24 protein-coding genes are annotated in these 23,953 nt (G+C 69.5%); 13 read left to right on the forward strand and 11 right to left on the reverse strand.

The annotated features are described in order from the left end of the window. Nucleotides 1–11 precede the first annotated feature (11 nt). Nucleotides 12–1,025, reverse strand: coding sequence for a CobW family GTP-binding protein (locus MKK88_RS12235; RefSeq protein WP_244000006.1), 1,014 nt, complete (start codon nt 1,023–1,025; stop codon nt 12–14). Nucleotides 1,026–1,318: 293 nt separating this feature from the next. Here MKK88_RS12235 and MKK88_RS12240 point away from each other — a divergent pair, with 293 nt between their 5' ends. From MKK88_RS12240 to MKK88_RS12250, 3 genes are all read left to right on the forward strand, one after another. Beyond that, nucleotides 1,319–2,644 carry an efflux RND transporter periplasmic adaptor subunit gene (locus MKK88_RS12240; protein ID WP_244000008.1) on the forward strand — a complete coding sequence of 442 codons (1,326 nt, stop codon included), beginning with the start codon at nt 1,319–1,321 and terminating at the stop codon, nt 2,642–2,644. Nucleotides 2,645–2,660: 16 nt separating this feature from the next. Continuing rightward, nucleotides 2,661–5,810, forward strand: a complete 3,150-nt coding sequence (locus tag MKK88_RS12245) for an efflux RND transporter permease subunit (protein ID WP_244000010.1) — start codon at nt 2,661–2,663, stop codon at nt 5,808–5,810. 134 nt (nt 5,811–5,944) lie between these two features. Further along, nucleotides 5,945–7,480, forward strand: a complete 1,536-nt coding sequence (locus MKK88_RS12250; protein WP_313902315.1) for an efflux transporter outer membrane subunit — start codon at nt 5,945–5,947, stop codon at nt 7,478–7,480. Nucleotides 7,481–7,630: 150 nt separating this feature from the next. Here the strand turns inward: MKK88_RS12250 and MKK88_RS12255 are convergent, their stop codons facing one another. The 4 genes from MKK88_RS12255 to MKK88_RS12270 form a co-directional block, all read right to left on the reverse strand. Beyond that, nucleotides 7,631–8,422, reverse strand: coding sequence for a flagellar hook basal-body protein (locus MKK88_RS12255; RefSeq protein WP_244000013.1), 792 nt, complete (start codon nt 8,420–8,422; stop codon nt 7,631–7,633). Between the two features lie 210 nt (nt 8,423–8,632). Continuing rightward, complete coding sequence (locus MKK88_RS12260) at nt 8,633–9,112, reverse strand: secondary thiamine-phosphate synthase enzyme YjbQ (RefSeq protein ID WP_244000015.1); 480 nt, start codon at nt 9,110–9,112, stop codon at nt 8,633–8,635. Continuing rightward, entirely contained in the window at nt 9,109–10,956 is a 1,848-nt protein-coding gene (locus tag MKK88_RS12265; protein WP_244000018.1) for a cisplatin damage response ATP-dependent DNA ligase, read from the reverse strand. The genes MKK88_RS12260 and MKK88_RS12265 overlap by 4 nt, the downstream gene beginning before the upstream one ends. Then, on the reverse strand, nt 10,953–12,011 hold the full coding sequence (locus MKK88_RS12270) for a ligase-associated DNA damage response exonuclease (protein ID WP_244000020.1): 1,059 nt from the start codon (nt 12,009–12,011) through the stop codon (nt 10,953–10,955). The genes MKK88_RS12265 and MKK88_RS12270 overlap by 4 nt, the downstream gene beginning before the upstream one ends. A gap of 68 nt (nt 12,012–12,079) precedes the next feature. Between MKK88_RS12270 and MKK88_RS12275 the strand changes: the two genes are divergently transcribed. Continuing rightward, nucleotides 12,080–13,027 (forward strand): class I SAM-dependent DNA methyltransferase, encoded by a 948-nt coding sequence (locus MKK88_RS12275; RefSeq protein ID WP_244000022.1) that lies wholly within the window; start codon nt 12,080–12,082, stop codon nt 13,025–13,027. 67 nt (nt 13,028–13,094) lie between these two features. Beyond that, nucleotides 13,095–13,889 (forward strand): YoaK family protein, encoded by a 795-nt coding sequence (locus MKK88_RS12280; RefSeq protein WP_244000024.1) that lies wholly within the window; start codon nt 13,095–13,097, stop codon nt 13,887–13,889. A 58-nt stretch (nt 13,890–13,947) separates the two neighbouring features. On the opposite strand, the gene MKK88_RS12285 is transcribed toward MKK88_RS12280, so the two are convergent. From MKK88_RS12285 to MKK88_RS12300, 4 genes are all read right to left on the reverse strand, one after another. After that, nucleotides 13,948–14,394 (reverse strand): carboxymuconolactone decarboxylase family protein, encoded by a 447-nt coding sequence (locus MKK88_RS12285; RefSeq protein ID WP_244000026.1) that lies wholly within the window; start codon nt 14,392–14,394, stop codon nt 13,948–13,950. Continuing rightward, nucleotides 14,391–14,762, reverse strand: coding sequence for a MerR family transcriptional regulator (locus MKK88_RS12290; RefSeq protein WP_244000028.1), 372 nt, complete (start codon nt 14,760–14,762; stop codon nt 14,391–14,393). The genes MKK88_RS12285 and MKK88_RS12290 overlap by 4 nt, the downstream gene beginning before the upstream one ends. Nucleotides 14,763–14,881: 119 nt before the next feature. Beyond that, entirely contained in the window at nt 14,882–15,313 is a 432-nt protein-coding gene (gene arfB, locus MKK88_RS12295) for an alternative ribosome rescue aminoacyl-tRNA hydrolase ArfB (protein WP_244000030.1), read from the reverse strand. Between the two features lie 121 nt (nt 15,314–15,434). Then, nucleotides 15,435–15,731: a BolA family protein gene (locus tag MKK88_RS12300; protein WP_244000032.1), complete on the reverse strand. Its 297-nt coding sequence runs from the start codon at nt 15,729–15,731 to the stop codon at nt 15,435–15,437. A 100-nt stretch (nt 15,732–15,831) separates the two neighbouring features. Here MKK88_RS12300 and MKK88_RS12305 point away from each other — a divergent pair, with 100 nt between their 5' ends. The 4 genes from MKK88_RS12305 to cobT all read left to right on the forward strand — a co-directional run bounded on the left by MKK88_RS12305 (nt 15,832) and on the right by cobT (nt 20,073). Further along, complete coding sequence (locus MKK88_RS12305; protein WP_244000033.1) at nt 15,832–16,455, forward strand: J domain-containing protein; 624 nt, start codon at nt 15,832–15,834, stop codon at nt 16,453–16,455. 208 nt (nt 16,456–16,663) lie between these two features. Continuing rightward, nucleotides 16,664–17,647 (forward strand): cobaltochelatase subunit CobS, encoded by a 984-nt coding sequence (gene cobS, locus MKK88_RS12310; protein WP_244000035.1) that lies wholly within the window; start codon nt 16,664–16,666, stop codon nt 17,645–17,647. Between the two features lie 17 nt (nt 17,648–17,664). Further along, nucleotides 17,665–18,159 carry a DUF29 domain-containing protein gene (locus MKK88_RS12315; RefSeq protein ID WP_244000037.1) on the forward strand — a complete coding sequence of 165 codons (495 nt, stop codon included), beginning with the start codon at nt 17,665–17,667 and terminating at the stop codon, nt 18,157–18,159. A gap of 6 nt (nt 18,160–18,165) precedes the next feature. Then, nucleotides 18,166–20,073, forward strand: a complete 1,908-nt coding sequence (cobT, locus tag MKK88_RS12320; RefSeq protein ID WP_244000039.1) for a cobaltochelatase subunit CobT — start codon at nt 18,166–18,168, stop codon at nt 20,071–20,073. A 362-nt stretch (nt 20,074–20,435) separates the two neighbouring features. Here the strand turns inward: cobT and rpmB are convergent, their stop codons facing one another. Then, nucleotides 20,436–20,738, reverse strand: coding sequence for a 50S ribosomal protein L28 (rpmB, locus tag MKK88_RS12325; RefSeq protein ID WP_091718626.1), 303 nt, complete (start codon nt 20,736–20,738; stop codon nt 20,436–20,438). Between the two features lie 351 nt (nt 20,739–21,089). Between rpmB and MKK88_RS12330 the strand changes: the two genes are divergently transcribed. Together MKK88_RS12330 and MKK88_RS12335 are read left to right on the forward strand one after the other, a co-directional pair. Continuing rightward, on the forward strand, nt 21,090–22,037 hold the full coding sequence (locus MKK88_RS12330) for a DUF3108 domain-containing protein (RefSeq protein ID WP_244000137.1): 948 nt from the start codon (nt 21,090–21,092) through the stop codon (nt 22,035–22,037). A 71-nt stretch (nt 22,038–22,108) separates the two neighbouring features. Continuing rightward, the gene (locus MKK88_RS12335; protein WP_244000041.1) at nt 22,109–22,399 is read left to right on the forward strand and encodes a DUF1330 domain-containing protein; all 291 of its coding nucleotides are present in this window, start codon (nt 22,109–22,111) and stop codon (nt 22,397–22,399) included. Between the two features lie 102 nt (nt 22,400–22,501). On the opposite strand, the gene MKK88_RS12340 is transcribed toward MKK88_RS12335, so the two are convergent. Then, nucleotides 22,502–22,858, reverse strand: coding sequence for a darcynin family protein (locus MKK88_RS12340; RefSeq protein WP_244000043.1), 357 nt, complete (start codon nt 22,856–22,858; stop codon nt 22,502–22,504). Between the two features lie 75 nt (nt 22,859–22,933). Here MKK88_RS12340 and MKK88_RS12345 point away from each other — a divergent pair, with 75 nt between their 5' ends. Both MKK88_RS12345 and MKK88_RS12350 read left to right on the forward strand, forming a co-directional pair. Beyond that, nucleotides 22,934–23,560 (forward strand): TetR/AcrR family transcriptional regulator, encoded by a 627-nt coding sequence (locus MKK88_RS12345; protein WP_244000044.1) that lies wholly within the window; start codon nt 22,934–22,936, stop codon nt 23,558–23,560. Between the two features lie 29 nt (nt 23,561–23,589). Continuing rightward, nucleotides 23,590–23,907, forward strand: a complete 318-nt coding sequence (locus MKK88_RS12350; protein ID WP_244000046.1) for a hypothetical protein — start codon at nt 23,590–23,592, stop codon at nt 23,905–23,907. Nucleotides 23,908–23,953 lie beyond the last annotated feature (46 nt).

Genomic DNA, 23,953 nt, shown 5'->3' on the forward strand with positions numbered 1-23,953 from the left:
GCCCTACAGCCTCACACCCGGCAGGCCTCGAACCCCTCCCGGATCGTCGCCTCATCCAGGTTCCGGCCGATGAACACCACCCGGGACACCCGCTTCTCGTCCTGTCCCCAATCGCCCTGCACGTCCCCGTCGAGGATCATGTGGACGCCCTGGAAGACGAAGCGCTTCGGCTCGTTCGGGAAGGCCACGATGCCCTTGCAGCGCAGGATGTCGGGCCCCTGAACCTGCGTCAGATTCGAGATCCAGGGCATGAATTTCTCCGGGTCCACCTCCCCGTCGATCTTCGCCGAGATCGAGCGGATGTCGGAATCGTGGTGATGGTGATGCCCCTCCTCCAGGAAGTCGGGTTCCACCTCGAGGATGCGGTCGAGATCGAAGGCGTTGCGCTCCAGCACCGCGTCGAGGGGGACGGCGCAGTTCTGCGTGCGGTGGAGCTTGGCCAGGGGGTTGATGGCGCGGATCTCGGCCTCGACCCGGTCCAGGTCGGCCGGCGCCACGAGGTCGCTCTTGTTGAGCAGAATCACGTCCGCGAAGGCGATCTGGTTCTTCGCCTCGGGGGCGTCCTTCAGGCGGTCGGTGAGCCACTTGGCGTCCGCCACCGTCACCACGGCGTCGAGGCGGGCGGCCTCGCCCACGTCCTGGTCGACGAAGAAGGTCTGGGCCACCGGCGCCGGGTCGGCGAGGCCCGTGGTCTCGACGATGATCGCGTCGAACTTGCCCCGGCGCTTCACCAGCCCGTCCATGATCCGGATCAGGTCGCCGCGCACCGTGCAGCAGACGCAGCCGTTGTTCATCTCGAACACTTCCTCGTCGGCGCCGACCACGAGGTCGTTGTCGATGCCGATCTCGCCGAATTCGTTGACGATCACGGCGTATCGCTTGCCGTGATTCTCGGTGAGGATCCGGTTGAGGAGCGTGGTCTTGCCCGCACCGAGATAGCCGGTGAGCACGGTCACCGGGATCTTGCCGGAGGTCGATCCAGCTGGGACGCCGGTTTGGGCGGGAGCAGGGCTCGTGTCGGTCATGGCGAATCTTCGGGCTGTGACGGAGGATCGGGCCGGGCTGGGCCCACGACCGTTGTCATATTGTAACAAATCCCGGCAAAGGAAGACGGAGCCACACGGTTTCGCGACCGGGGCCGCCCATCGATTGCACGTTGGACAAGCTTTGCTCTAGGCACGCGGGGTCGCCGGGGAACATCCGCGCGATTCGCCACAGAAAAGCACCAGCGATCGCATTGATAGGGGTAGCGTTCCGCGCGAATCCTATCCGCTTGAGTCAGCCCGGTCTCTTCGTCCGGACGCAGAAGAACACGCCCATGGACGCCCGAAACCCGCTGGAACAGGACGACACGACCCTGGCGCCGCCGCGCAGGCGCCGGTTGTCGGGTCCGCTCGTCATCGTTCTGCTCCTGGCAGCCCTGGGCGGCCTCGCCTTCGCCTTCCCGGATCGGGCCCGCGAGACGGCCTCGCATGTCGCCGGCTCGGTGACCGGCCTGTTCGGCGGTTCGAGCAACCCCGATCCGGGCATCGACGCCGTGAAGGCCGGCCCGGTGGAGCGGGTGTTCCGGCCCTCCAAGGAGCAGCGCGCCGCCTTCGAGATCCTGCCGGTGGCCACGCAGGTGTTCCGGCCGGAGGGAGCCGCCGAAGGGCGCATCGCCCTCAACGACGACGACAACGTGCCGGTGGTCTCGCCCTATGCGGGCCGGGTGACCAAGGTGCTGGTCCGCGCGGGCGACGACGTGAAGGCCGGCGACGTGCTGCTGACGCTGGAGGCCACCGACATGGTCCAGGCGCAGAACGATTATCAGGCGGCGCTGAACAACCTCGGGAAGCAGCAGGCGCTGCTCAAGCTCGACCAGACCATCGCGCAGCGCCAGCAGGAGCTGTTCCAGGCCAAAGCCACGGCGCTCAAGGACTACCAGTCGGCCCAGAACGACGTCATCGCCGCCCAGAGCGACCTGAAGACCGCCGAGGCGGCGCTGGACGCGGTGAAGAACCGCCTGCGGCTCCTCGGCAAGACCGATTCCGAGATCGCCGCCTTCGAGAAGAAGGGCACGATGAGCCCGGAGACGCAGATCCGGGCGCCGATCCCTGGCACGATCGTCCAGCGGAAGGTCGGCATCGGGCAATATCTCTCGGCCTCCAGCGATCCGGTCTTCGTGATCGGCGACCTGTCCACCGTCTGGCTCGTGGCCAACGTGCGCGAGAGCGAGATTCCGAAGATCCGGATCGGCCAGGAGGTCGAGGCGAAGGTCGCGGGCTTCGGCACACGGGTGTTCAAGGCCCGGGTGAACTACATGGCCTCCAGCCTCGATCCGGCGACGCGCCGGCTCGCCGTGCGCAGCGAGGTCGACAACCCCGACCGGGTGCTGCGGCCCGAGATGTTCGCCACCTTCACGATCATCACCGGCAAGGGCGAGCCGAGCCCGAGCATCCCGGCGGCGGCGATCGTGTACGAGGGCGACCGCACCCATGTCTGGGTGGCGCGGCCGGACGGCGCGGTCGAGGCGCGCGACATCAAGCTCGGGCTGATCAACGGCGACAGCGCCCAGGTTGTCGACGGGTTGAAGGCGGGCGAGCAGGTCGTGACCCGCGGCGCCCTGTTCATCGACCGGGCCGCCTCCGGCGACAAGGCGTCCTGAGCGAGGATCCGGTCCGATGAACGCGCTGATCGCCTTCTCGCTGCGCCAGCGCGTGCTGGTGGTTCTGCTGTTCGTGGTGATGCTGGGCATCGGCTACGGCGCCTACACGCAGCTCAACATCGAAGCCTATCCCGACCCGGTGCCGCCCCTGGTCGACGTGATCACCCAGAACCCGGGGCAATCCGCCGACGAGATCGAGCGCTACATCACGATTCCGCTGGAGGTCGCGCTCGCCGGCATCCCGAACGCCCAGGTGGTGCGCACCATCTCGCTGTTCGGCCTGTCCGACGTGAAGGTGCAGTTCAACTACGAGTACACGTACGAGGAGGCGCTGCAGCGGGTGCTCAACCGCCTGTCGCAGGCCCCATCCCTGCCGAACGGCGCCACGCCGCAGATCTCGCCGACGAGCCCCGTGGGCGAGATCATGCGCTACAAGCTGGTCGGCCCGGCGGGCTACTCGCCGATGGACATGAAGACCCTTCAGGACTGGGTGCTGCAGCGCCGGTTCAAGGCGATCCCCGGGGTGGTCGACGTGACCGCCTTCGGCGGCAAGGCCAAGGAATACGAGATCGCGGTCGACCTGAACCGCCTGCAGGCGCAGGGGCTGACCCTCGTCCAGCTGACCACGGCGCTGAACAACGCCTCGATCAACGTCGGCGGGCAGACGCTGAATGTCGGCCAGCAATCGGCCGTGGTGCGCGGCATCGGCCTGATCCGCGACATGGACGACATCAAGGACACGATGATCAGCCTCGTCAACGGCACGCCGGTGCTGGTGCGGGACGTGGCCGAGGTGCGCGTGTCGAACGCGCCGCGGCTCGGCATCGTCGGCCATGACGACCAGCCCGACGTGGTTGAGGGCATCGTGCTGATGACCCGCGGCGGCAAGAGCCTGCCGACCCTGGAACGGGTCGAGGCCGAGATCGACAAGATCAACAGCTCCACGATCCTGCCGCCCGACGTGAAGATCGAGCGGATCTACGACCGGTCGGGCCTGATCCACACCACCACCCATACGGTGATGCACAACCTCGTCTTCGGCGTGGTGCTGGTCTTCGTGGTGCAGTGGCTGTTCCTGGGCTCGCTCACCAGCGCGATCATCGTGGCGGCGACGATCCCCTTCGCCCTGGGCTTCGCGATCCTGATCCTCGTGGTGCGGGGCGATTCGGCGAATCTGCTGTCCCTCGGCGCGATCGATTTCGGCCTGATCGTCGATGCCACCGTCATCATGGTCGAGAACGTCTTTCGCCACATCGCCGAGCCCGACCACGTGAAGGGCGAGGCGCCCCCGGCGGGGCTGACCGGGCGGCTCGGCACGATCGCGATCGCCGGCCGCGAGGTGAACCGGGCGATCTTCTTCTCGGCCACCATCATCATCGTCGGCTTCCTGCCGCTGTTCACGATGACGGGCGTCGAGGGCCACATCTTCGGGCCCATGGCCAAGACCTACGCGTACGCGCTGATCGGCGGCTTGCTCGCGACCTTCACGGTCTCGCCCGCCCTCTCGGCGCTGATGCTGCCTAAGAACCTGGAGGAGCGCGACACCCTGATCGTGCGGGTGCTGCGCGTCGGCCACGAGGCGGCCCTGCGCTTCGGCCTCCGGAATCGGGTCCTGGCGCTCGGCGTGATGCTGGCGGTGCTGCTCGTCTCGGGCCTCGCGGCGCGCAACCTCGGCCTGGAATTCCTGCCGCGGCTCGAGGAGGGCAACCTCTACGTGCGCGGCACCATGCCGGCCTCAATCTCGCTGGAGGCCGGCAACGCCTACGTCCAGCGCCTGCGCAAGATCTTCCAGGAAGTCCCGGAGGTCGTCACCGTGCTGTCGCACCAGGGCCGGCCGAACGACGGCACCGACGCGACCGGCTTCTTCAACGTCGAGATCCTGGCGCCCCTGAAGCCGATCGACCAGTGGCGCAAGGGCCTCGACAAGGAGACCCTGATCGCCAACCTGAACAAGCAGCTGGAATCAGAGTTTCCGGGCATCGAGTTCAACTTCTCCCAGTATATCGAGGACAACGTCCAGGAGGCGGCCTCCGGGGTGAAGGGCGAGAACTCGGTCAAGATCTACGGCAGCGATCTCGCCCAGCTCACCAAGACCGCCAACGCCGTGAAGGCGGCGCTCGGCACCGTCCAGGGCATCACCGACCTGTCGGTGTTCGAGTCGCTGGGCCAGCCGACGGTGCGGATCGACGTCGACCGCCACAAGGCCGCCCGGTACGGCCTCTCGATCGGCGACGTGAACACCACGATCCAGGCGGCGATCGGCGGCCAGACCGCGGGCGACCTCTACGAGTACGGCTCGGACCGGCACTTCCCGATGCGGGTGCGGCTGGCCAAGGAGTACCGCTCGTCGCTCGCCGGCATCCGCAACATCGCGGTCGGCGCCCAGAACCCCAACGGCGGCGTGATCCAGGTGCCGCTCTCCGAGATCGCCGATGTCGACCTCGTCTCGGGCGCCTCGTTCATCTACCGCGAGGATCAGGAGCGCTACATCCCGGTGAAGTTCTCGGTGCGCGGGCGCGACCTCGGCAGCGCGGTGATCGAGGCGCAGCGCAAGGTCGCCGATGCGGTGGACCTGCCGCCGGGCTACCGGCTGGAATGGGTCGGGCAGTTCACCAACCTGCAGGAGGCGGCGCACCGGCTGAGCCTCGTGGTGCCGATCACGCTGCTGCTGATCGCCCTGCTCCTCTACATCAACTTCTCCTCGGTGGCCGACATGCTGCTGACGCTGTCGGTGATCCCGATGGCGATGATCGGCGGCATCTTCGCCCTGTCGCTGACCGGCACGCCGTTCTCGATCTCGGCGGCGATCGGCTTCATCGCCCTGTTCGGCATCTCGACCATGGAGGGCGTGATCCTGCTGGCCTACTACAACCAGCTCCTCGACGAGGGCTGGAGGAAGCAGGAGGCGGTCTGGCACGCCGCCGTGGTGCGCATGCGCCCGGTGATGATGACCTGCGTGGCGGCCTGTGTCGGCCTCCTGCCGGCCGCCGTCTCAACCGGCATCGGTTCGCAGGTGCAGAAGCCCCTGGCGCTGGTGGTGGTCGGCGGCATCATCCTGGCGCCGAACCTGATCCTCGTGGTCGTGCCGGTGCTGATCTCCCTGTTCTCCCGGCGCAAGCCGAACCCGGACGCGCAGGCGCGGACAGAGCATCGGGCCGCCGCGTGAGCCGGCTCATAAGCAGGGTGCGGCTCGTTGCAGGCGCGCCACAACGGGCTGCCGGCGCGCGCCATCTGGGGACGGCTGCATTGACTTGGACGGGCTCCGCGCCGCTCTACCACGATGGGGTTTCCGGGGGCGGAATGGTGATGCGTGCGCCGAAACGGTGCGGACGGGCGGTGGCCGTGCTGGCCGCATCCCTGTCGCTATCGGCCTGCGCGGTCGGTCCGAACTACGTGCCGCCCGAGGTTCCGCCGGTCAGCCGCTACACCCGAGAGCCGCTGAAGAACCCCTCGGCCGCCGATGCCGTCCGCACCCGGCAGGGCGGATCGGCCGACCAGAGCTTCGTGTCCGGTGCCGACATCCCGGGCCAGTGGTGGACCCTGTTCCACTCGAAGGCGCTGAACCGCCTCGTCGAGCAGGCGCTCGCCAACAACCCGAACCTCGAAGCCGCCCAGGCCGCGCTGCGCATCGCCCAGCAGAACGTGCTGGCCCAGAAGGGCACGCTCTATCCGAGCCTGACCGCGACCCCGCAGATCCAGGGCGCCCTGGCGCCGGGCCTCGACCTGCAATCGCCCCTGCAGAACCAGGCCCAGTACCTCTACAGCCTCTCCACCCCGCAGGCGGTCGTCTCGTACAATCCGGACGTGTTCGGCGGAAATCGCCGCCAGATCGAATCGCTCGAGGCCACCACCGAGAACCAGCGCTTCCAGCTGGAGGCCGCCTATCTCAGCCTCACCGGCAACGTCGTCGCCGCCGCGATCCAGGAGGCGTCCCTGCGGGCGCAGATCGAGGCGACCCGCCGGGTCATCCAGGCGCAGACCGAGATCCTGCAGCTCTACAACAAGCAGCTCTCGCTCGGTCAGATCGCGGGCGCCGACGTGGTGCAGCAGCAGGCGGCGCTGGCCCTGTCCCAGCAGCTCCTGCCGCCGCTGGAAAAGGCGCTGGCGCAGCAGCGCAACCTGCTCACCGCGCTGGCTGGCCGGCTGCCCTCGGACGAGGTCAGCGAGACCTTCGAGCTCTCGGCCCTGCGGCTTCCGACCAAGCTGCCCGTCAGCCTCCCCTCGCGGCTGGTGCAGCAGCGTCCGGACGTGAAGGCGGCCGACGCGCTGGTCCAGCAGGCGAGCGCGAATGTCGGCGTCGCCCTGGCCAACCGCCTGCCGCAGTTCAGCCTGACGGCGACCGGCGGTTCCAGCTCCACGCGGATCGCGCAGGTGACCAATCCGGGAGCCGCGTTCTTCACGATCATCGGGCAGGCCACGGCGCCGATCTTCGATGCCGGCACGCTGTTCCGGCGCCAGCGGGCGGCGGAGGAATCGCTCACCCAGGCGGAGGCGCAGTACAAGGCGACGGTGATCACCGCCTTCCAGAACGTCGCCGATGCCCTGCGGGCGCTCCAGGCCGACGCAAAGGCGGTGGCCGCCGCCGATGCCGCGGTCAGCGCCACGAACCAGAGCCTCGGGCTGATCCGCAAGCAGTACACCGCGGGGGCGGTCACGTCCTCGCAGGTGCTGATCGCGCAGCAGGGCTATCTCTCGGCGCTGATCACCTCGGCGGGCGCCCGCGCCACGCAATACGCCGACACGGCGGCCCTGTTCGTGGCCCTCGGCGGCGGGTGGTGGAACCGCGCCGACGTGGCGCCGCCCCCGCCCGAGAAGGATCCGCTGAAGATCCTGTGACGTCGCCCGGATGGCTCCAGCCGTGGTTTCGAAAGGTCGAGACCTTTCGCGGGTCCAGGGCGGAGCCCTGGAGTCCTTCAGGGCTCCGCCCTAAAAACCCGCCAAACGGCACGCCCTTTGGAATCCCGGAATCTGAAGTCAGACAGACCCTCACGCGTACATCGCGATGGCGTCCTGCAGCATCTGGTCGGCGGTGCTCATCACCTTGGTGTTGGCCGTGTAGGCCTGCTGGGTCTCGATCATCTTCGAGAACTGGTCCGCGATGCCGGCATTCGATTGCTCCACCGCACCGGCCTTCAGGGTCGCGCCGTTGAGGCCGTAGCTCGGCGTCTCGGACTGGCCGTTGGCCACGTAGGCGCCGCCGTCGAGGGAGGTCAGGTTCTCCTGCGTGCCGAACTGCGCCAGCGTCAGGGTGCCGAGCGGCACGGTGCTGCCATCCGCGGCGGTGCCCGTCATGGCGCCGGCTGAGGAGACCGACAGGTCCGCGAGGGTGTTGGCGCCGGTCGGCACCGTGACCGGCGCGGTCGCCGAGGGACCGGCGAACAGGTAGTAGCCGGCGCCGTTGACGAGGTAACCGTTGGCATCCGGGGTGAAGTCACCGCGCCGCGTGTAGGCGGTCTGGCCGGTGAAGGTCGGGCTCTGGTCGGTGCCTGTGTTGTCCCGGACGATGAAGTAGCCGTTGCCCGAGATGCCGAGGTTGGTCGAGACCCCGGTGGATTGCATCGTGCCCTGGATGCCGAGCGTGTCGCGCGTATTGCTCGCCACACCGCCCGATTGCTGCGGCCCGCGGCCGGTCTGCGCCAGCATGTCGGCGAAATGCGTCTCGGTGGTCTTGAAACCCGCCGTCTGCGTGTTGGCGATGTTGCCCGAGATGTTGTTGAGCGCAAGGGACTGGGCCGATGCGCCGGAAATCGAGTTGGCGAGCGCGGCGTAGAGGCTCATCGGGGTCTCCGTGCGTCGGAGCGGCGGGAATCATCCGACGGGACATCATAGGCGCGCGCTATGGTTAACCGGCGGTGTGTTGCTGGTTTCGCAGACGTCCTTGCGTGCAGCGAAGCAATCCCGTCTCGCGCCGCGGCTCCGAACGTCGCGCCGCCCTGGGCCGCTTCGCTGCGCGCGCGATGACGGCGCTGGTCGAACGGGCCGTGCCGGTCACCGGCCGATCACGCTCAACACGATCTCTCGCCGGTGCGGCCGGTCGCGGTGCTCGATCAGGTAGATCCCCTGCCACGTGCCTAGCGCCAGCCGGCCATTGACCAGGGGTATGCTCAGCGCCGAATCGGTCACCAGGGTCCGGATATGGGCCGGCATGTCGTCCGGCCCCTCGGCGCCGTGGACGTAGCCGGCGTGGCGCGGCGCGAACCCGTCGAGGGCGGTCATCAGGTCGGTCTGGACGTCGGGGTCCGCGTTCTCCTGGATGGTGAGCGAGGCCGAGGTGTGCCGGCAGAACACCGTCACCAGCCCGTCCCGGAGGCCGCTGTCGCGGACGAACGCCGATACCGCCTCGGTAAAGTCCGTAAACCCCTGCCCCGGCGTCGCGATGGTGAGCCGCCCACTGGCGTGGCGCTCGACCGCGCCCGCGGCGAGCGTCTCGACCGGACTGATCTTCCCCTGCCCTCTGCCCTGCCTCATGCGTCCGTCTCCAGCAGCGTCGCCCCCGGCGCGACCTCGCGCTCGCCCCGGGCGAGGATGCGTTCCAGTACGTCGATCCGGTCGGCCTCAGCGGGGGGCTTGTCCCAGCGGATCCGGCTGACCCGGGGGAAGCGCATCGCCACGCCCGACTTGTGCCGGGTCGAGCGCTGCACGCCCTCGAAGGCGATCTCCAGCACCAGCCCGGCCTCGCGCCCATGGGCGACCTCGCGCACCGGCCCGAACCGTTTGGTGGTGTTGTTGCGGACGTAGCGGTCGAGCTTGGCGAGCTCGGCATCGGTGAAGCCGTGATAGGCCTTGCCCACCGGAACCAGCTCGTCCCCGCCCTCGGGGGCCGCGCGCCAGACCCCGAACGTGTAGTCCGAATAGAAGGACGAGCGCTTTCCGTGGCCGCGCTGGGCGTACATCATCACGGCGTCGACCACGTGGGGCTCGCGCTTCCACTTCCACCACGGGCCCTTGGGACGGCCCGGCAGATAGGGGCTGTTGCGGCGCTTGAGCATGATGCCCTCGATCGCCTCGGCATCGTCGCCCGCCCCCACCGAGGCCGGATCGGCCCGGGCGGCGGCGAGCGCCTCCCAGTCGGCGAAGGGCACCAGCGGCGAGATGTCGACGCGGGCGTGATCGAGGCGCGTGACCAGGGCCTCCAGCTTCTCCCGCCGCTCCACGAACGGGTCGGCCCGCAGGTCGTCGCCATCGAGGGTCAGCAGGTCGTAGGCCCGCACATGGGCGGGGAACTCATCGAGGAGCTTGCCCGTCACCGCCTTCCGGTTGAGGCGCTGCTGGAGCACGTTGAAGCTCTGGACCCGGCGCTCGCGCAGGATCAGCAACTCGCCGTCGAGGGTGCCGGTGAAGGTGATCGCCTCGGCGAGATCGGGGAACGCCCCGGTGATGTCCTCGCCGGTGCGGGAATAGATTTTTCCCACCTGCTCCCCCGCCCGGTCGCGACCGCCAACGAGCTGGACGCGGATGCCGTCCCATTTCCACTCGGCCGAGAAGGCCTCCGGCTCCAGCTTCTCCAGGTCGTCCTCTTCCTCGATCGGATGGGACAGCATCGGCGGCCGGAACGGGGCCGGGTTCAGGGTCTCGGGCCGTTCGGCCCGGCCCTCGACCCAGGCGAACAGGGTCTCGAAGGGCGGCGTGAGCCCGTGCCAGACCTCCTCGACGGCGTCGGCATCGTGGCCGCCCAGCGCGCCGACCGCCGTCTTGGCGAGCCGCGCCGAGACGCCGACGCGAAGGTTGCCGGTGACGAGCTTCAGGAGCGCCCAGCGGCCGGTCTCGTCGAGGGCGTCGAGCCAGTCCGCGAGGTGCTGGGGGAGTTCGCGCTTGGGGATGGTGGCGAGGGTTTCCACGACTTCGGCCAGGGTCGGGACGTGGGGCGGCGGGTTGTTGTGGCCGAGGCCTGCTGGCGCATCCCGGCGTGAGACAGCTGAGTTTGTCTCGCTCGGCCGCCCGGGTGTCGCGACGAGCCCCCTCTCCCGCTCGGGAGAGGGGACCTGCGCCTCATCCGGCAGTGTGAGAGCCCTGTCGCTCCCGCGATCCGGTGCCAAGGGCGTGGCGGGCCAGATCAGCGCCGTCGTCTCCGCGAGATCGCCCACGTAATTGTGCGACAGCCGGAACAGCACCGGGTCGATCCGCTCCTCCACCAGCCCCCGGATCAGCGCCGGCTTGGCCTCGCGAAAGCTCAGCGTGCCCGTCATGGCGCCCAGCGCGTAGCCGCGCTCCGGATCGGGCGTGCGGGCGAAATAATCCTGGAGCATCCGCAGCTTGGCGTTGCGGCGGGGCTCGTAGGCGAGGCGGTCGAGGAGATGGGCGAAGTCGTTCACGCGGCCGCCTCCGTCTCGGGGCCGGGCTCCGTGGGCGCAGGCTCGGCCTCACCGTCGTCGCCATAGCCCAACAGGTGCAGCGGCTTCGCCCGGATGCCCTGCGTCCCGCACCAGTGGACCAGCGCATCCTCCTGCCCGTGCGTCACCCAGACCTCTCCGGCGCCGGTGTCGCGGATGGTGCGGCACAGGTCCGGCCAGTCGGAATGGTCGGAGATCACCATCGGCAGCTCCACGCCCTTCTGGCGGGCCCGGGCGCGCACCCGCATCCAGCCCGAGGCGAAGCAGGTGACCGGATCGGGAAATTTCCGTGACCACAGATCCTGCATCGACGAGGGCGGACAGATCACGATCGCCCCGTGCAGATCCTTGCGCTCGGCCGCCACCACCTTCGGCGTGTCGCCGAGCGGCAGCCCCTCCTCCTTGTAGAGGGCGGTGAGCTTCTCCATCGCGCCGTGGAGATGGATCGGCCGGTCCCAGCCCTCCTCGCGCAGCAGGGCCATCACCCGCTGCGCCTTGCCCAGCGCGTAGGCGCCGACGATGTGGGCGCGCTCCGGGAACAGCCGCACGGAGTCGAGGAGCTTGCGCACCTCGCCGCGCGTGTCGGGATGCGTGAAGACCGGCAGGCCGAAGGTCGCCTCGGTGATGAACACGTCGCAGGGCACCACCTCGAAGGGCAGGCAGGTGGGATCCGGCGCGCGCTTGTAATCGCCCGAGACCACCACCCGGGCGCCCTCCCGCTCGATCGCGATCTGCGCCGAGCCAAGGACATGGCCCGCGGGGGCGAAGCGCACGGTGACGTCGCCGACGCGGATGTCTTCGCCCAGACGCGCCTCCTGCCGATGTTCGCAGAAGTCCGCGCCGTAGCGCACCGCCATGATCCGCAGGGTCTCGGGCGTCGCCAGCACGTGGACGTGGCCCGAGCGGGCATGGTCGGCATGGCCATGGGTGATCAGCGCGCGCTCCACCGGCCAGGTCGGATCGACATGGAAGCCTCCGAGGGGGCAGTAGAGACCCTCGCGGGTCAGGGTCAGGAGATCGCTGGCGCGTATCGGCATCGGGTCCGTGCTGCCGGTGGAGTCCGCCGGTGGCCCCGATAGAGTGGCGCCCCCGAACCGGCAGACGCATGGCCCCGCAGCACAGTTCCGGCGATCTCCTCGCCGACCGCCGCTATCGCTACGCGGAGGCCTGCCTGGACGAGGGCGACCACGCGGCCGCCGCGGATCTCGCCGAGCAGGTTCTGGAGATCACCCCGCGCTACGCCCCGGCCTGGCTGCTGCTCGGCCGGGCGCGGGAGGGGCTTTCCGCATCGCGCGGCGACCCGGCGCTGCGCGACGCCGCGGCCCGGGCCTATGCCTGCGCCCTCGACATCGACCCGGACGATACGCTGGGCGTCCGGGCCCAGCTCGTCCGTCTGGGTGCGGGCGATGGCCTCCCGGCCCTCTCCCCCGCCTACTTGAAGGCCCTGTTCGACGGCTACGCACCGCGCTTCGAGCGCCATCTGGTCGGGGGCCTCGCCTATATCGGCCCGGATTTGGTCCGCGACGCCCTCCCCCGCCTGCCCGAGCGCTTCGGCACGGCCCTCGATCTCGGTTGCGGCACCGGCCTGATGGGCGCGGCGATCCGTGAGCGGGTCGATCACCTGACGGGCGTCGACCTCTCGCCGGCCATGCTGGCCCTGGCGCGCGCCAAGACGTGGCAGGGCCGCCCGCTCTACGACCGCCTCGTCGAGGGCGAACTCGGTGCGTTCCTGACGGGAGAACCGGAAAACTCCGCCCACCTCTGCCTCGCCGCCGATGTGCTGATCTACGTGGCGGATCTCGGCCCCGTCCTGGCGGGGATCGGCCGCGCCCTGCGGCCGGGCGGGCTCGCGGCCTTCACGGTGCAGTCCCATGACGGGACCGGTGCGATCCTGGGCGCCGATGGGCGCTACGCCCATGCCGATTCCCACATCGCGGAGGCCGCGACTGCTGCCGGCCTCGAAATCCTCACCCTGCGTTCGGCCGGGGTCCGGCGGGAGGCCGGACGGCCGGTGCCGGGCCGCGTCGTTGTGTTACGCCGCACCGCGGCATGAAACGGCTGCGCTATTCGTCCATAGTCAGTCGGTCGCGACGGGTGCGGCCGCTGTATCGGGGAACAGCATGGCGGATTATGGCAATCGGACGGGCCTCGGCACACCGGAGCACAAGCCCGAACCGCCCGCCGACAAGTCCTTTCCGGCCGATCCGCGGAGCCGCATCCCCTTCGCCATCGCCCTGGCCATGCTGGCGGGCTGCGCCGATTCCATCGGCTTCCTGGAATTCTCGCAGCTCTTCATGTCGTTCATGTCGGGTAACACCACGCGCTTCGGCGTGGCGGTGGCCAATGCCGACTGGGAGAACGTCACCCGGGTCGCCAGCACGATCTGCATCTTCTGCTTCGGCGCGTTCCTGGGCACGCTGATCGCCGCCTGGGTCGGGCGCTGGCGCTTGGCCGTGCTGCTGACCCTTCAGGCACTGCTGCTGGCGGGCGGGCTCCTGATGCCCTGGGGCACCTTCGCGTATCCGCTCCACGCCTATCCGATCGTGCTGGCGCTGGGGCTCCAGAACGCGACGCTCCAGGACGAGGGCGGCCGCTCCATCGCGCTGACCTACGTCACCGGCGCGGTGGTACGCTTCGGCACCGGCTGCGCCAACCTGCTGCTCGGGACGGTGGCGCCGTCATTCTGGATCCAGGCGCCGCTCTGGGCCGGGCTCAGCACCGGCGCCGTGCTCGGCGGCCTGCTCGACCTGCGCTACGGCGAATCGGCCTTCCTGTTCCCGGCTGCCCTGGCGGCGATCCTGGCGCTGATCGCGATCGCCCTGACCATCGCCCGGCCGGGCAGCACCCTGGTGGCGGGCTCGTCGCCCGCCCCCGACGCGAACCCGAAGGCCGCGGTGATCGACGCGATCCATTGAGGCATCCGGGCGAAGGCCGCGGCGCGCCGGCGTTCCGCGACCTTCGCCCTGTTGCGGCTCACGCGGCCGCGAAGGCATCCCGCGCGATGCCGATGGCGTTGAGCGCCGCCGGAAAGCCGGCATACGGGATCATCTGCATCACCGTCTCGACGATCTCCTGGCGCGAGGCCCCGACGCGCAGGGCCGCCTGCATATGGACCTTCAGCTGCGGCGCGGCCGTGCCCATGGCGGTCAGGGCCGCCACCGTGGCGAGTTCCCGCGTCTTCACGTCGAGGCCCGGGCGCGCGAACACGTCGCCATAGGCGAACTCGACGATGTAGCGGCCGAGGTCGGGGGCGATGTCGTTGAGGCTCTCAATGACCGCCGCGCCCTGCGGCCCGCTGATGGCCCGGAGCTGGTCGAGCCCACGCTGGTAGCGATCCTGTGTTGCCGATCCGTCAGACGATTCTTCGGCCGGCGGAAGCGCCGCCGCGCCGGCCACCACGGTAGCTTGATCGACCCTCATTGGCTGTCTCCCCTTTGGGTTTCGCGATCGCGGTAATGTGCGATCTTCGCGTCGAGCGCCGCGATCAGAGCGCGAAGCTCCTCCTGACGCGCGACGAGGGCGGACCGGTGCGCCTCCAGCATGGTGCGCCGGGCACCGAGGGTGGCGTCGCCCTCCGAGCGCAGGCGGCTGTAGGCGAGCCGCTCACGGATCGGCATGTCCATGGCCTGGAGCTTCCCGAGGAAGCACGCCCAGGCGAGGTCGTCCGCCCCGTAGCTGCGCCGTCCGCCGCCGTCGCGGGCGGTGCGCGGCAGCAAGCCGATCCGCTCGTAGTAGCGGAGGGTATCGATGCTGAGGCCGCTGCGTCTGGAGGAGTCGCTGATCTTCATCGGCACGATTCGCTGCGCCGATGCGGTCTACTTGCTGGAGCGCACTCCAGGTCAAGGGCCCCCGTCGCGGCGGCTTCGTCGAACCACGACAGCGCTGGAACCGGCATCCGAAAGCGTGGTCAGCCCTCGGAATCCCGGACGTTGCCCCGCCCCTGCTTGATCGTGGCGCGGTTCTTCTTGGCGCCGATGCGCCGCTCCTGCGAGCCCCGGGTGGGCTTCGTCGGCCGGCGGATCGGGGGCGGGGGCTTGGCGGCCTCCGCCACGAGGTCGACGAGGCGCTGGAGGATCTCGGCCCGGTTGCGCTCCTGCGTGCGATGCCGCTGCCCGGTGAGCACGAGGACGCCGTCCTTGGTCATCCGCCGCCCGGCGAGCCGCACCATGTTGGCCTTGACCCGCTCGTCGATGGAGGGCGAGGCGAGGACCGGCCAGCGGAGTTGCACCGCCGTCTCGACCTTGTTGACGTTCTGGCCGCCCGCCCCGGAGGCGCGCAGGAACGACATCTCGATCTCGTCATCCGCGATGGCGATGCGCGGCGTCACCCGCAACGACATGGCGGCCTCCGGAAGCCTTTGTCACCGGCGCAGGCGGGAATGCAGAAACGGACCAGGATCGCCATATCGTCTCTCGTGATCCCCGGATCGTCATCCCCAACGGTGTCGGCGCCCCCGGGGTTCAGGCCGCCTCGTCCGGCGTGCGCGCCCGCACCGCGAGGGCGTGGAGCCCGCGCGTGAACGCCTCCTCCATCAGCGCGTTCACCAAGCGGTGCCGCTCGACGCGGCTCTTGCCCGCGAAGGCGGAGGCGACGATGTCGAGCCGGTAATGCGTTTCGCCCCCCGGGCGGGCCCCGGAATGGCCCGCATGCAGGTGCGACTCGTCGATCACGTCGAGCCGCTCCGGCGCCAGTTGCTCCCGCAGCCGCGCCTCCATCCAGTCCCGGAGCGTACCGCCCCCGTTCGCCCCGTCCGCCATCGCGTCGCGTCCCTCTCATCCGTCAAGCCCGATCCCGCGCATGCGTCATCAGGCCCGACACCCTTGTGTCTCAGGTCCGCCCCCTCATAATCGGCCCGTCATGGATCTCAACTCGCGCCTGTTCGACAGCATCCGGATCAAACCGTCCTGCGACGAGCCGAAGGCCGCGGCCGAGGGCGTCTGCGAGAGTCCGGGCTGCGCGCAGCCGGGACTCTATCGGGCGCCGAAGGGCCGGAAGGCGGAGGGCCAGTACTGGCGCTTCTGCATCGATCACGTCCGGGCCTACAACGCGACCTACAATTACTTCGACGGCATGAACGACGCCGCCGTGCAGGCCTACCAGAAGGATGCGATCATCGGTCATCGCCCGACCTGGGCGATGGGCGTGAACAAGAGTGGCCAGGCCAAGCCGGCGGACGAGCCGGCCCGCGACTGGGCCTATGTCGATCCGCTCGGCATCCTGCGTGGCGAGGGCGTCGGCGACACGCGCCGCCGCGCCCGCCAGCCCGAGCCGGAAAAGCCACGCCACTCGGCGACGGTGCGCCGGGCGCTGGACGTGATGGGGCTCGAAGAGGGCGCCGACACCGCCTCCATCAAGGCGCAGTACAAGGTGCTGGTGAAGCGCTTCCACCCCGACGCCAATGGCGGCGACCGCTCCTTCGAGGAGCGGCTGCGCGACATCATCCGCGCCCACGACGTGCTCCGGGCCGCCGGCCTCTGCTGACCGGCACGATGCATGCACGTCGGTTCTATCTCCCCATAGGGAAAACCACGCCGCGCAGCCCTATATGGTGTCCAGGCCGGTCGGTGGCGCGGGAACGCGCCGCCGTCTAAGAATGGCTCCGCCCCGCCGCGGAGGCCCGGCTCGACGTTCTTCCGCGCGGATGTTCCACTGTTAGGGAGTGGAGCGTCCGCGCCTTACGAGGTTCCGAATGCGCTCTGACGACACGCCCGCCCGGCTCCCCGACCGCACCGTCTCCGTCCGTGAGGTCTTCGGCATCGACCTCGACCTCAAGGTCCCGGCCTATGCGGAGTCCGAGGAGCACGTCCCCGATCTCGACCCCGACTACATCTTCGACCGGGAGACGACGCTGGCGATCCTGGCCGGCTTCGCGCGCAACCGCCGCGTGATGGTCACCGGCTATCACGGCACCGGCAAGTCGACCCATATCGAGCAGGTCGCGGCCCGGCTGAACTGGCCGTGCATCCGCATCAACCTCGACAGCCACGTCTCGCGCATCGATCTCGTCGGCAAGGACGCGATCGTCCTGCAGGACGGCAAGCAGGTCACCGCCTTCCAGGACGGCATCCTGCCCTGGGCGCTGCAGAACAACGTCGCGCTGGTGTTCGACGAGTACGATGCCGGCCGCCCGGACGTGATGTTCGTGATCCAGCGCGTGCTGGAGCTGTCGGGCCGCCTGACGCTGCTCGATCAGAAGCGCGTGATCCGCCCCCACCCGGCCTTCCGGCTGTTCGCCACCGCCAACACGGTGGGGCTGGGCGACACGTCCGGCCTCTATCACGGCACGCAGCAGATCAACCAGGGTCAGATGGACCGCTGGTCGATCGTCACGACGCTGAACTACCTGCCGCATGACCGCGAGGTCGACATCGTCCTGTCGAAGGCGACGCACTACCGGGGCGATCAGGGCCGCGACATCGTCAACCGGATGGTGCGCGTGGCGGATCTCACCCGCAACGCCTTCATGAACGGCGACCTCTCCACCGTCATGAGCCCGCGCACGGTGATCACCTGGGCCGAGAACGCCGACATCTTCAAGGATATCGGCTTCGCCTTCCGGGTGACCTTCCTCAACAAGTGCGACGAGCTGGAGCGGACGCTGGTGGCCGAGTTCTACCAGCGCGCCTTCGGCAAGGAGCTGCCCGAGAGCGCGGTGAACGTCGCGCTGAGCTGACCCGCATGGAGGACGCAATGGCGCATCCGGCCCTGACGCACGAGGACGCCCCGGCGGCCCCGCACGCGCGAGGCCGGACGCGTTATGCGGACGATCTCTACACCTGGGTCCAGGAGCAGGTGGCACTGCTCCGCGCCGGCCGGGTGGACGCGCTCGACCTCGACAACATCGCCGAGGAGCTGAGCGACGTGGGCTCGGAGCAATACGACAAGCTCGAAAGCGCGATCGACGTGCTGTTGGCTCACGCCCTTGAGTGGGACCATCAGCCCGAACGACGCAGCCAAAGCTGGTCGCTGACGATCGCAGAGCAGCGGGTGCGCATCGACAGGCAGCTGCGCAAGAATCCCGGTCTCAAGGCGCGAATCGCAGAGGCTGTCTCGGACGGGTACCGGCTCGGCCGGATTCGAGCCGCCCGCGAGATGAAGCGCCCTCTCAAAGCCCTGCCGGCTGAGTGTCCCTATAATTGGGACAAGATCCTCAACCGCCCCTTCGCGTTCGACGACGACCGGTAGCTCCGCATGTCCATCTCCAACCGCAAGCCCGGCGAGCGCCGCGAACCCGTGGCCGAGCCCCTGAAGCGCTCGGTGGCCGGGTGCCTGCGCGCCATCGCCCGGCGCTCCGAGGTCGAGGTCACCTACGCCACCGACCGGCCGGCGCTCACGGGCGACAAGGCCCGCCTGCCCGAGCCGCCGCGCAAGCTGTCGGCGCAGGACGTCGCGGTGCTGCGCGGCAATGCCGACGCCATGGCGCTGCGGCTCGGCTGCCACGACGTGTCCCTGCACCGCCGGTTCGCCCCCGAGAACGCCGCCGCCCGGGCGGTCTACGATGCGGTCGAGCAGGCCCGGGTCGAGGCGATCGGCTCGCGCCGGATGGCGGGCGTGGCCAGCAACATCTCGGCGATGCTGGAGGACCGCTATCACCGCGGCGGCAAGTACGAAAACATCACCGACCGGGCCGACGCCCCGATGGAGGATGCCGTCGCCCTGATGGTGCGCGAGCGGCTCACCGGTCAGCAGCCGCCCGAAGCCGCGGCCAAGATCGTGGAGCTGTGGCGCGCGCATATCGAGGCGAAGGCCGGCCCGAATCTCGATGGGCTGCTCGGCTCGATCGAGGACCAGCGCAAGTTCGCCCGCTCCGTGCGCGATCTCCTCACCTCGCTCGATATGTCGGACGAGACGCCGTTCGATTCCGAGGATGACGAGAACGACGACGAGAACGACGCCCAGGACGACGAGCAGAACCCGAGCGAGGGTGATTCGGAGGAAAAGAGCCAGGGCGAGCGCGCCGAGATCGAGACCTCGGAAGAAGCCTCGGACGAGATCGAGGAAGGCGCCCAGGAATCCGCCGACGCGCCTTCGGGTGAGCTGCCGGAGGAATCCGAGGACGCGGATTCGGAGGAGGCCTCCGAGGCCTCGCGCCCGCCTCAGCGGCAGGGCAACGAGGCGCGCGGGCCCGAATACCGGGTGTTCAACCCCAAGTTCGACGAAGTCATCCACGCCGAGGAGCTGTGCGATGCCGACGAGCTGGCGCGCCTGCGCTCCTATCTCGACAAGCAGCTCTCGCATCTGCAGGGCGTGGTCGGACGCCTCGCGAACCGCCTGCAGCGGCGTCTGCTCGCCCAGCAGAACCGCGCCTGGGACTTCGACCTGGAAGAGGGTCAGCTCGACCCGGCACGCCTCGTGCGCGTGGTCATCGACCCCTACCAGCCGCTCTCCTTCAAGCAGGAGAAGGACACGAATTTCCGCGATACGGTCGTCACGCTGCTCCTCGACAATTCGGGCTCGATGCGCGGCCGGCCGATCACCGTCGCGGCGACCTGCGCCGACATCCTGGCGCGGACGCTGGAGCGCTGCGGCGTGAAGGTGGAGATCCTGGGCTTCACCACCCGGGCCTGGAAGGGTGGCCAGAGCCGCGAGGCGTGGCTCGCCGCCGGCAAGCCGCCGAATCCCGGGCGCCTGAACGACCTGCGCCACATCGTCTACAAGTCGGCCGACGCCCCGTGGCGGCGGGCGCGCAAGAACCTCGGGCTGATGATGCGCGAGGGCCTGCTCAAGGAGAATATCGACGGCGAGGCGCTCGACTGGGCGCACAAGCGCCTGCTCGGCCGGCCGGAGCAGCGCAAGATCCTGATGGTGATCTCCGACGGCGCGCCGGTGGATGATTCGACCCTGTCGGTAAATGCCGGCAACTACCTGGAGCGGCACCTGCGCTGGATGATCGAGGAAATCGAGACGCGCTCGCCGGTGGAACTGCTCGCAATCGGCATCGGCCACGACGTGACGCGCTACTACCGCCGCGCCGTGACGATCATCGACGCCGAGGAACTCGGCGGCGCGATGACCGAGAAGCTGGCGGAGCTGTTCGAGGAGGACGGGGCGGCCGTGCCGACGGGCCGTATGCTGCGCGCGGCGGGCGGCCGGCGATAATCAGGTCCCCCCTTGCCGCGCGCAAGAGGCGATTCGTGCCGCGGAAGCCGGCTGATCCAGACCGAACCTCCCTAGATCCGGTTCGTGTTCGCAACTTGGATGTCGAAGCCCCCTTCGTCATCACGAGCGCAGGGAAGCGACCCAGGGCAGCGCGGGGCTTGTCAACGTGGCGCCACCTGGATTGCTTTGCTCCGCCCGCAAGGACGGCGCAGTGGCATCAGCCTTAAATCGACAGCAGCCGGTGGCCGAGCTTTGGATTGCTCGGACTGGCGGGTCTGCTGCGGACAAGCGTAGAAACCGCCGCGGCCTTCATGGCCACGGCGGTTGAAACATCCGCTCAGGAACGGTGAGAGCCCGAAGGCTCAGGCCGCTTCGGCCGGAGCCTCGGCGAGCTTCTTGTGGATCTCGCGCTTCAGGAGGCGGGCGGTCTGCGACAGGTCGCCCTCGCCAGCCTTGATCAGGAAGGCGTCAAGCCCGCCGCGGTGCTCCACCGAGCGCAGGGCGTGCGCGGTGACCCGCAGGCGCACGCGCTTGCCGAGCGCGTCGGACTGGAGGGTGACGTTGCACAGGTTCGGCAGGAACCGGCACTTGGTCTTGCGGTTCGAGTGGCTCACGAGGTGGCCGACCTGAACGGCCTTGCCGGTGAGTTCGCAGCGGCGCGCCATGATGACTTTAGATCCCGTCTCGTTCCGCTCGATGAAGACCCGATCGCAGCGGCGCGATCGTCGTCGCAGCGGGCGGCGCCCATTGCGGTTCCAGGTCCGGCGGAGTCCTGTTGAAGGCGCGAGCCTATAGGCGACGAAGCCGCACCGCGTCAAGGTATGAGGGAGGGACGGGCCGTCCCCGCGGTCCAACGGTCTGTTAACCACGATGCCGGGATATAGCCTTCTTCCACCCGCAGGAAGGCGCCTCACCCGGCTTCGGGCATCGCGAGGATGCCGCCAGCGGGTGTGTTCGTGAGGGCGGACGTGGGCCTGAAGGTCCTCGGCCGCTCGTCCTGGGATGCGATCCGGATCATGAGCGCCACGCCTGACCATCGGACGATCAAGACGCTGACGAAGCATGCCGCCGGACGGCTGGTCGTCAGCGCCCTCGCGGTCGCGGCGCTCGTCGCGCCGGCCGAGGTCGCCGCGCGCACCGGCCGGTCCAAGCGGGCTCCGGCACCGGCCGCCACCGTGGCGGTCGATTACAGCATCAACCTCGCCGGCCTGCCGATCGGCACCGCGCGCCTCGCCGGCTCCTTCGAGCGCGACCGCTACCTCATGGACGTGTCGGCCGTGCTCACCGGCCTGGTCGGCGCGATCACCGGCGGCAAGGGCTCGGCCCGGGCTTCCGGCACCTTCGCGGCGGCGCCCCAGCCCGGCGCCTTCTCGATCGCCACCCACACGGCGAGTTCCGGGATCGCGGTGCGCATGGCGCTGGCGCACGGGAACGTCGTGCAGGCCGAGATCACGCCGCCGCTCGTCGACATGCAGGACCGCGTGCCGGTCACCCCCGCCAACAAGCGGGGCATCCTCGATCCGGTCAGCGCGCTCCTGATGCCGACCCAGGGGCGCGGCGAGCCCCTCGACCCGGAGAACTGCAACCGGACCCTGCCGGTCTTCGACGGCGCGACCCGCTTCAACGTGGTGCTCAGCTACGCCGAGACACGGCCGGTGCAGAAGCCGGGCTATGCCGGCCCGGTCCTCGTGTGCACCGCCCGCTACCAGGCGGTGGCCGGCCACCGGCCGGACCGGCCGGGGGTGAAGTTCATGGAAGACAACCGCGAGATGTCGGTCTGGCTCGCCCCCGTCGAGGGGACGCGGGTGCTGCTTCCGCTGCGCATCTCGGTACTGACCACGGTCGGCACCAACATCATCGAGGCGACGCGCTGGAGCCAGGGCGGTACCGCGGCCACCACCGGGACGGCCGGGGCCGAACCGAACACGGCCAGCCTCGCGCAGGCGAGCGTACCCGGAGAATAGGAACCTTTGACCGGGGCCCGTTTTCCCGGCACGCCTGCCCGGCGCGGCGACCGCGCCAGGGAGGTCAGCCAATGCCCAAGGGCTACATCATCGTCCGGATGACGGTCACCGACCCGGACGCCTACAAGGACTACGCCGCCATGGCCTCCGAGGCCATGCGCAAGTACGGCTGCACGCCGCTGGTCCGCGGCGGCCGCAGCGAGGCGCTTGAGGGCGAGGCCCGGCCGCGCAACGTCGTGCTGCAATTCGAGTCCTACGAGGCGGCGCGCACCTACTATTTCTCACCCGAGTATCAGGCTGCCATCGCCAAGCGCCGGCCGGCGGGAATCGGCGAGGTGGTGCTGGTCGAGGGGGTGGACTGAGAGCCTCTCACCAAACGCCCGCTGCCCTGTCGCGGTCAGGGGGAGAACGCCCGGGGTCCGGGCGTTTTGCGAGGAGCTCTGAGCCGCCCCCTCGTTCGCCGGTCAGGCCGCCAGCGGGGCCCGGCCGTAATGGGTCGCGTAGGCGTTCTCCACCGCCGGAATGATCTCGACGATCGAGAACCACCGGTCCCAGAACGCCGTCTCGCGCAGGGCCTCGACGACGAGCTCGTAGGCGTGGTGGTCGGCGGCCTCCCAGACCCAGAGGTCGGTGAGGCGGGCCGTGTAGAACTCGGCGTCATAGAAGCGGAGCCGCACCGCGTCGGCGTGCCGGCGCAGGATCGGCTCGAAAGCCTCACGCAATCGCGCGAAGCGATCGTCGATCGGCAGGGCGAGCCATTCGGGGGATGTCTTCACCAGCATGAAGACGGTGAGCTTGGGGTCGAAGGTCTTGTCGGACATGGGGTTCTGCGCTCCAGAAGTCTGTCGGAACGTCGCGATGATGCCCTCGGCCGGCGCGGTGGCGAACTCGCGTTCATGAGCGCCGCTTCACCGCGCCGGCCGGCACTCAAGCCCCGGAAAAGTCCGGGACAATCGCGCTCCGCCGAGACCGTGCGGACGATCCTGGAGGGGGCGGCTCGCGTTCTGGAGGAGCGCGGCCTCGACGGCTACACGACCAACGCCGTCGCCGAGCGGGCGGGCGTCTCGATCGGTTCGGTCTACCAGTACTTCCCCGGCAAGGAGGCCCTGACCGCGGCCCTGGTGGCCCGGGAGACCGCCCTGCTGACCGAGGCGGTGCGCGCCGCGCCGGGCGCCGCGACGCCGGAGGACGGGCTGCGCCGAATCGTCCGCGCCTGCGTCGCCCACCAGATGGCGCGGCCACGCCTCGCGCTGCTGCTCGACCGGGAGGAGAGCCGGCTTCAACTCGCCGACCCGCTGGGCTCCGTCGCCATGGACCTGACCGCCGCGCTGCTGGCCCTGCTGGAGCGCCCCGGTGTTGCGCCGCCGGCCGAACCCGAGACCGCCGCGGGCGACCTCTTCGCCCTCGTCCGGGGCATGGTCGACGCCGCGGGCGAGCGCGGCGAGCGGGACGGCGTTGGCCTGGAGCGGCGCGTCCTGCGCGCCGTCCACGGCTATCTCGGCCTGCCACAGGCGGTGGCCTGAATCTTCACGATCCGCGCGATAATGCGCGGATGCGCTCGTCCATCCTCCAAATCGCCCTTTCCCTGATCGCCCTTGCCGGTCCGGCCGTCGCACAGCCGCTGACCGCCGGCACTGCGGAACCCGGCTGCGGCGGCGACGCCTTCTCGTCCGCCGAGATCGTCCAGCACCGAAGCGGCCCCCTCGTGGCGATGCCCGACACGCTCTGCGCCGACCTCGCACCTCAGCCGGGGACGCCGGCGACGCAGATCGACGTCTATCCGCAGATCGTGCCGCAGGGTGGACCGGTTGGACCTGGCGGCGGCGGCATCCCATATGGGGGAAGACCGAACCGGCCCTATCGTCCCTGACGCGACCGGCCGATAACACCCCTCCCCGCCCGCGCCGTCATGGCGC

The organism is Methylobacterium sp. E-005, assembly GCF_022829725.1.
In the GTDB taxonomy this organism is placed as follows: domain Bacteria; phylum Pseudomonadota; class Alphaproteobacteria; order Rhizobiales; family Beijerinckiaceae; genus Methylobacterium.

Coding starts and splice junctions, on each gene's coding strand:
- MKK88_RS12235 (WP_244000006.1), bottom strand. CDS start 1,025: ATGACCGACACGAGCCCTGCTCCCGCCCAAACCGGCGTCCCAGCTGGA.
- MKK88_RS12240 (WP_244000008.1), top strand. CDS start 1,319: ATGGACGCCCGAAACCCGCTGGAACAGGACGACACGACCCTGGCGCCG.
- MKK88_RS12245 (WP_244000010.1), top strand. CDS start 2,661: ATGAACGCGCTGATCGCCTTCTCGCTGCGCCAGCGCGTGCTGGTGGTT.
- MKK88_RS12250 (WP_313902315.1), top strand. CDS start 5,945: ATGGTGATGCGTGCGCCGAAACGGTGCGGACGGGCGGTGGCCGTGCTG.
- MKK88_RS12255 (WP_244000013.1), bottom strand. CDS start 8,422: ATGAGCCTCTACGCCGCGCTCGCCAACTCGATTTCCGGCGCATCGGCC.
- MKK88_RS12260 (WP_244000015.1), bottom strand. CDS start 9,112: ATGAGGCAGGGCAGAGGGCAGGGGAAGATCAGTCCGGTCGAGACGCTC.
- MKK88_RS12270 (WP_244000020.1), bottom strand. CDS start 12,011: ATGCCGATACGCGCCAGCGATCTCCTGACCCTGACCCGCGAGGGTCTC.
- MKK88_RS12275 (WP_244000022.1), top strand. CDS start 12,080: ATGGCCCCGCAGCACAGTTCCGGCGATCTCCTCGCCGACCGCCGCTAT.
- MKK88_RS12280 (WP_244000024.1), top strand. CDS start 13,095: ATGGCGGATTATGGCAATCGGACGGGCCTCGGCACACCGGAGCACAAG.
- MKK88_RS12285 (WP_244000026.1), bottom strand. CDS start 14,394: ATGAGGGTCGATCAAGCTACCGTGGTGGCCGGCGCGGCGGCGCTTCCG.
- MKK88_RS12290 (WP_244000028.1), bottom strand. CDS start 14,762: ATGAAGATCAGCGACTCCTCCAGACGCAGCGGCCTCAGCATCGATACC.
- arfB (WP_244000030.1), bottom strand. CDS start 15,313: ATGTCGTTGCGGGTGACGCCGCGCATCGCCATCGCGGATGACGAGATC.
- MKK88_RS12300 (WP_244000032.1), bottom strand. CDS start 15,731: ATGGCGGACGGGGCGAACGGGGGCGGTACGCTCCGGGACTGGATGGAG.
- MKK88_RS12305 (WP_244000033.1), top strand. CDS start 15,832: ATGGATCTCAACTCGCGCCTGTTCGACAGCATCCGGATCAAACCGTCC.
- cobS (WP_244000035.1), top strand. CDS start 16,664: ATGCGCTCTGACGACACGCCCGCCCGGCTCCCCGACCGCACCGTCTCC.
- MKK88_RS12315 (WP_244000037.1), top strand. CDS start 17,665: ATGGCGCATCCGGCCCTGACGCACGAGGACGCCCCGGCGGCCCCGCAC.
- cobT (WP_244000039.1), top strand. CDS start 18,166: ATGTCCATCTCCAACCGCAAGCCCGGCGAGCGCCGCGAACCCGTGGCC.
- rpmB (WP_091718626.1), bottom strand. CDS start 20,738: ATGGCGCGCCGCTGCGAACTCACCGGCAAGGCCGTTCAGGTCGGCCAC.
- MKK88_RS12330 (WP_244000137.1), top strand. CDS start 21,090: ATGAGCGCCACGCCTGACCATCGGACGATCAAGACGCTGACGAAGCAT.
- MKK88_RS12335 (WP_244000041.1), top strand. CDS start 22,109: ATGCCCAAGGGCTACATCATCGTCCGGATGACGGTCACCGACCCGGAC.
- MKK88_RS12340 (WP_244000043.1), bottom strand. CDS start 22,858: ATGTCCGACAAGACCTTCGACCCCAAGCTCACCGTCTTCATGCTGGTG.
- MKK88_RS12345 (WP_244000044.1), top strand. CDS start 22,934: ATGAGCGCCGCTTCACCGCGCCGGCCGGCACTCAAGCCCCGGAAAAGT.
- MKK88_RS12350 (WP_244000046.1), top strand. CDS start 23,590: ATGCGCTCGTCCATCCTCCAAATCGCCCTTTCCCTGATCGCCCTTGCC.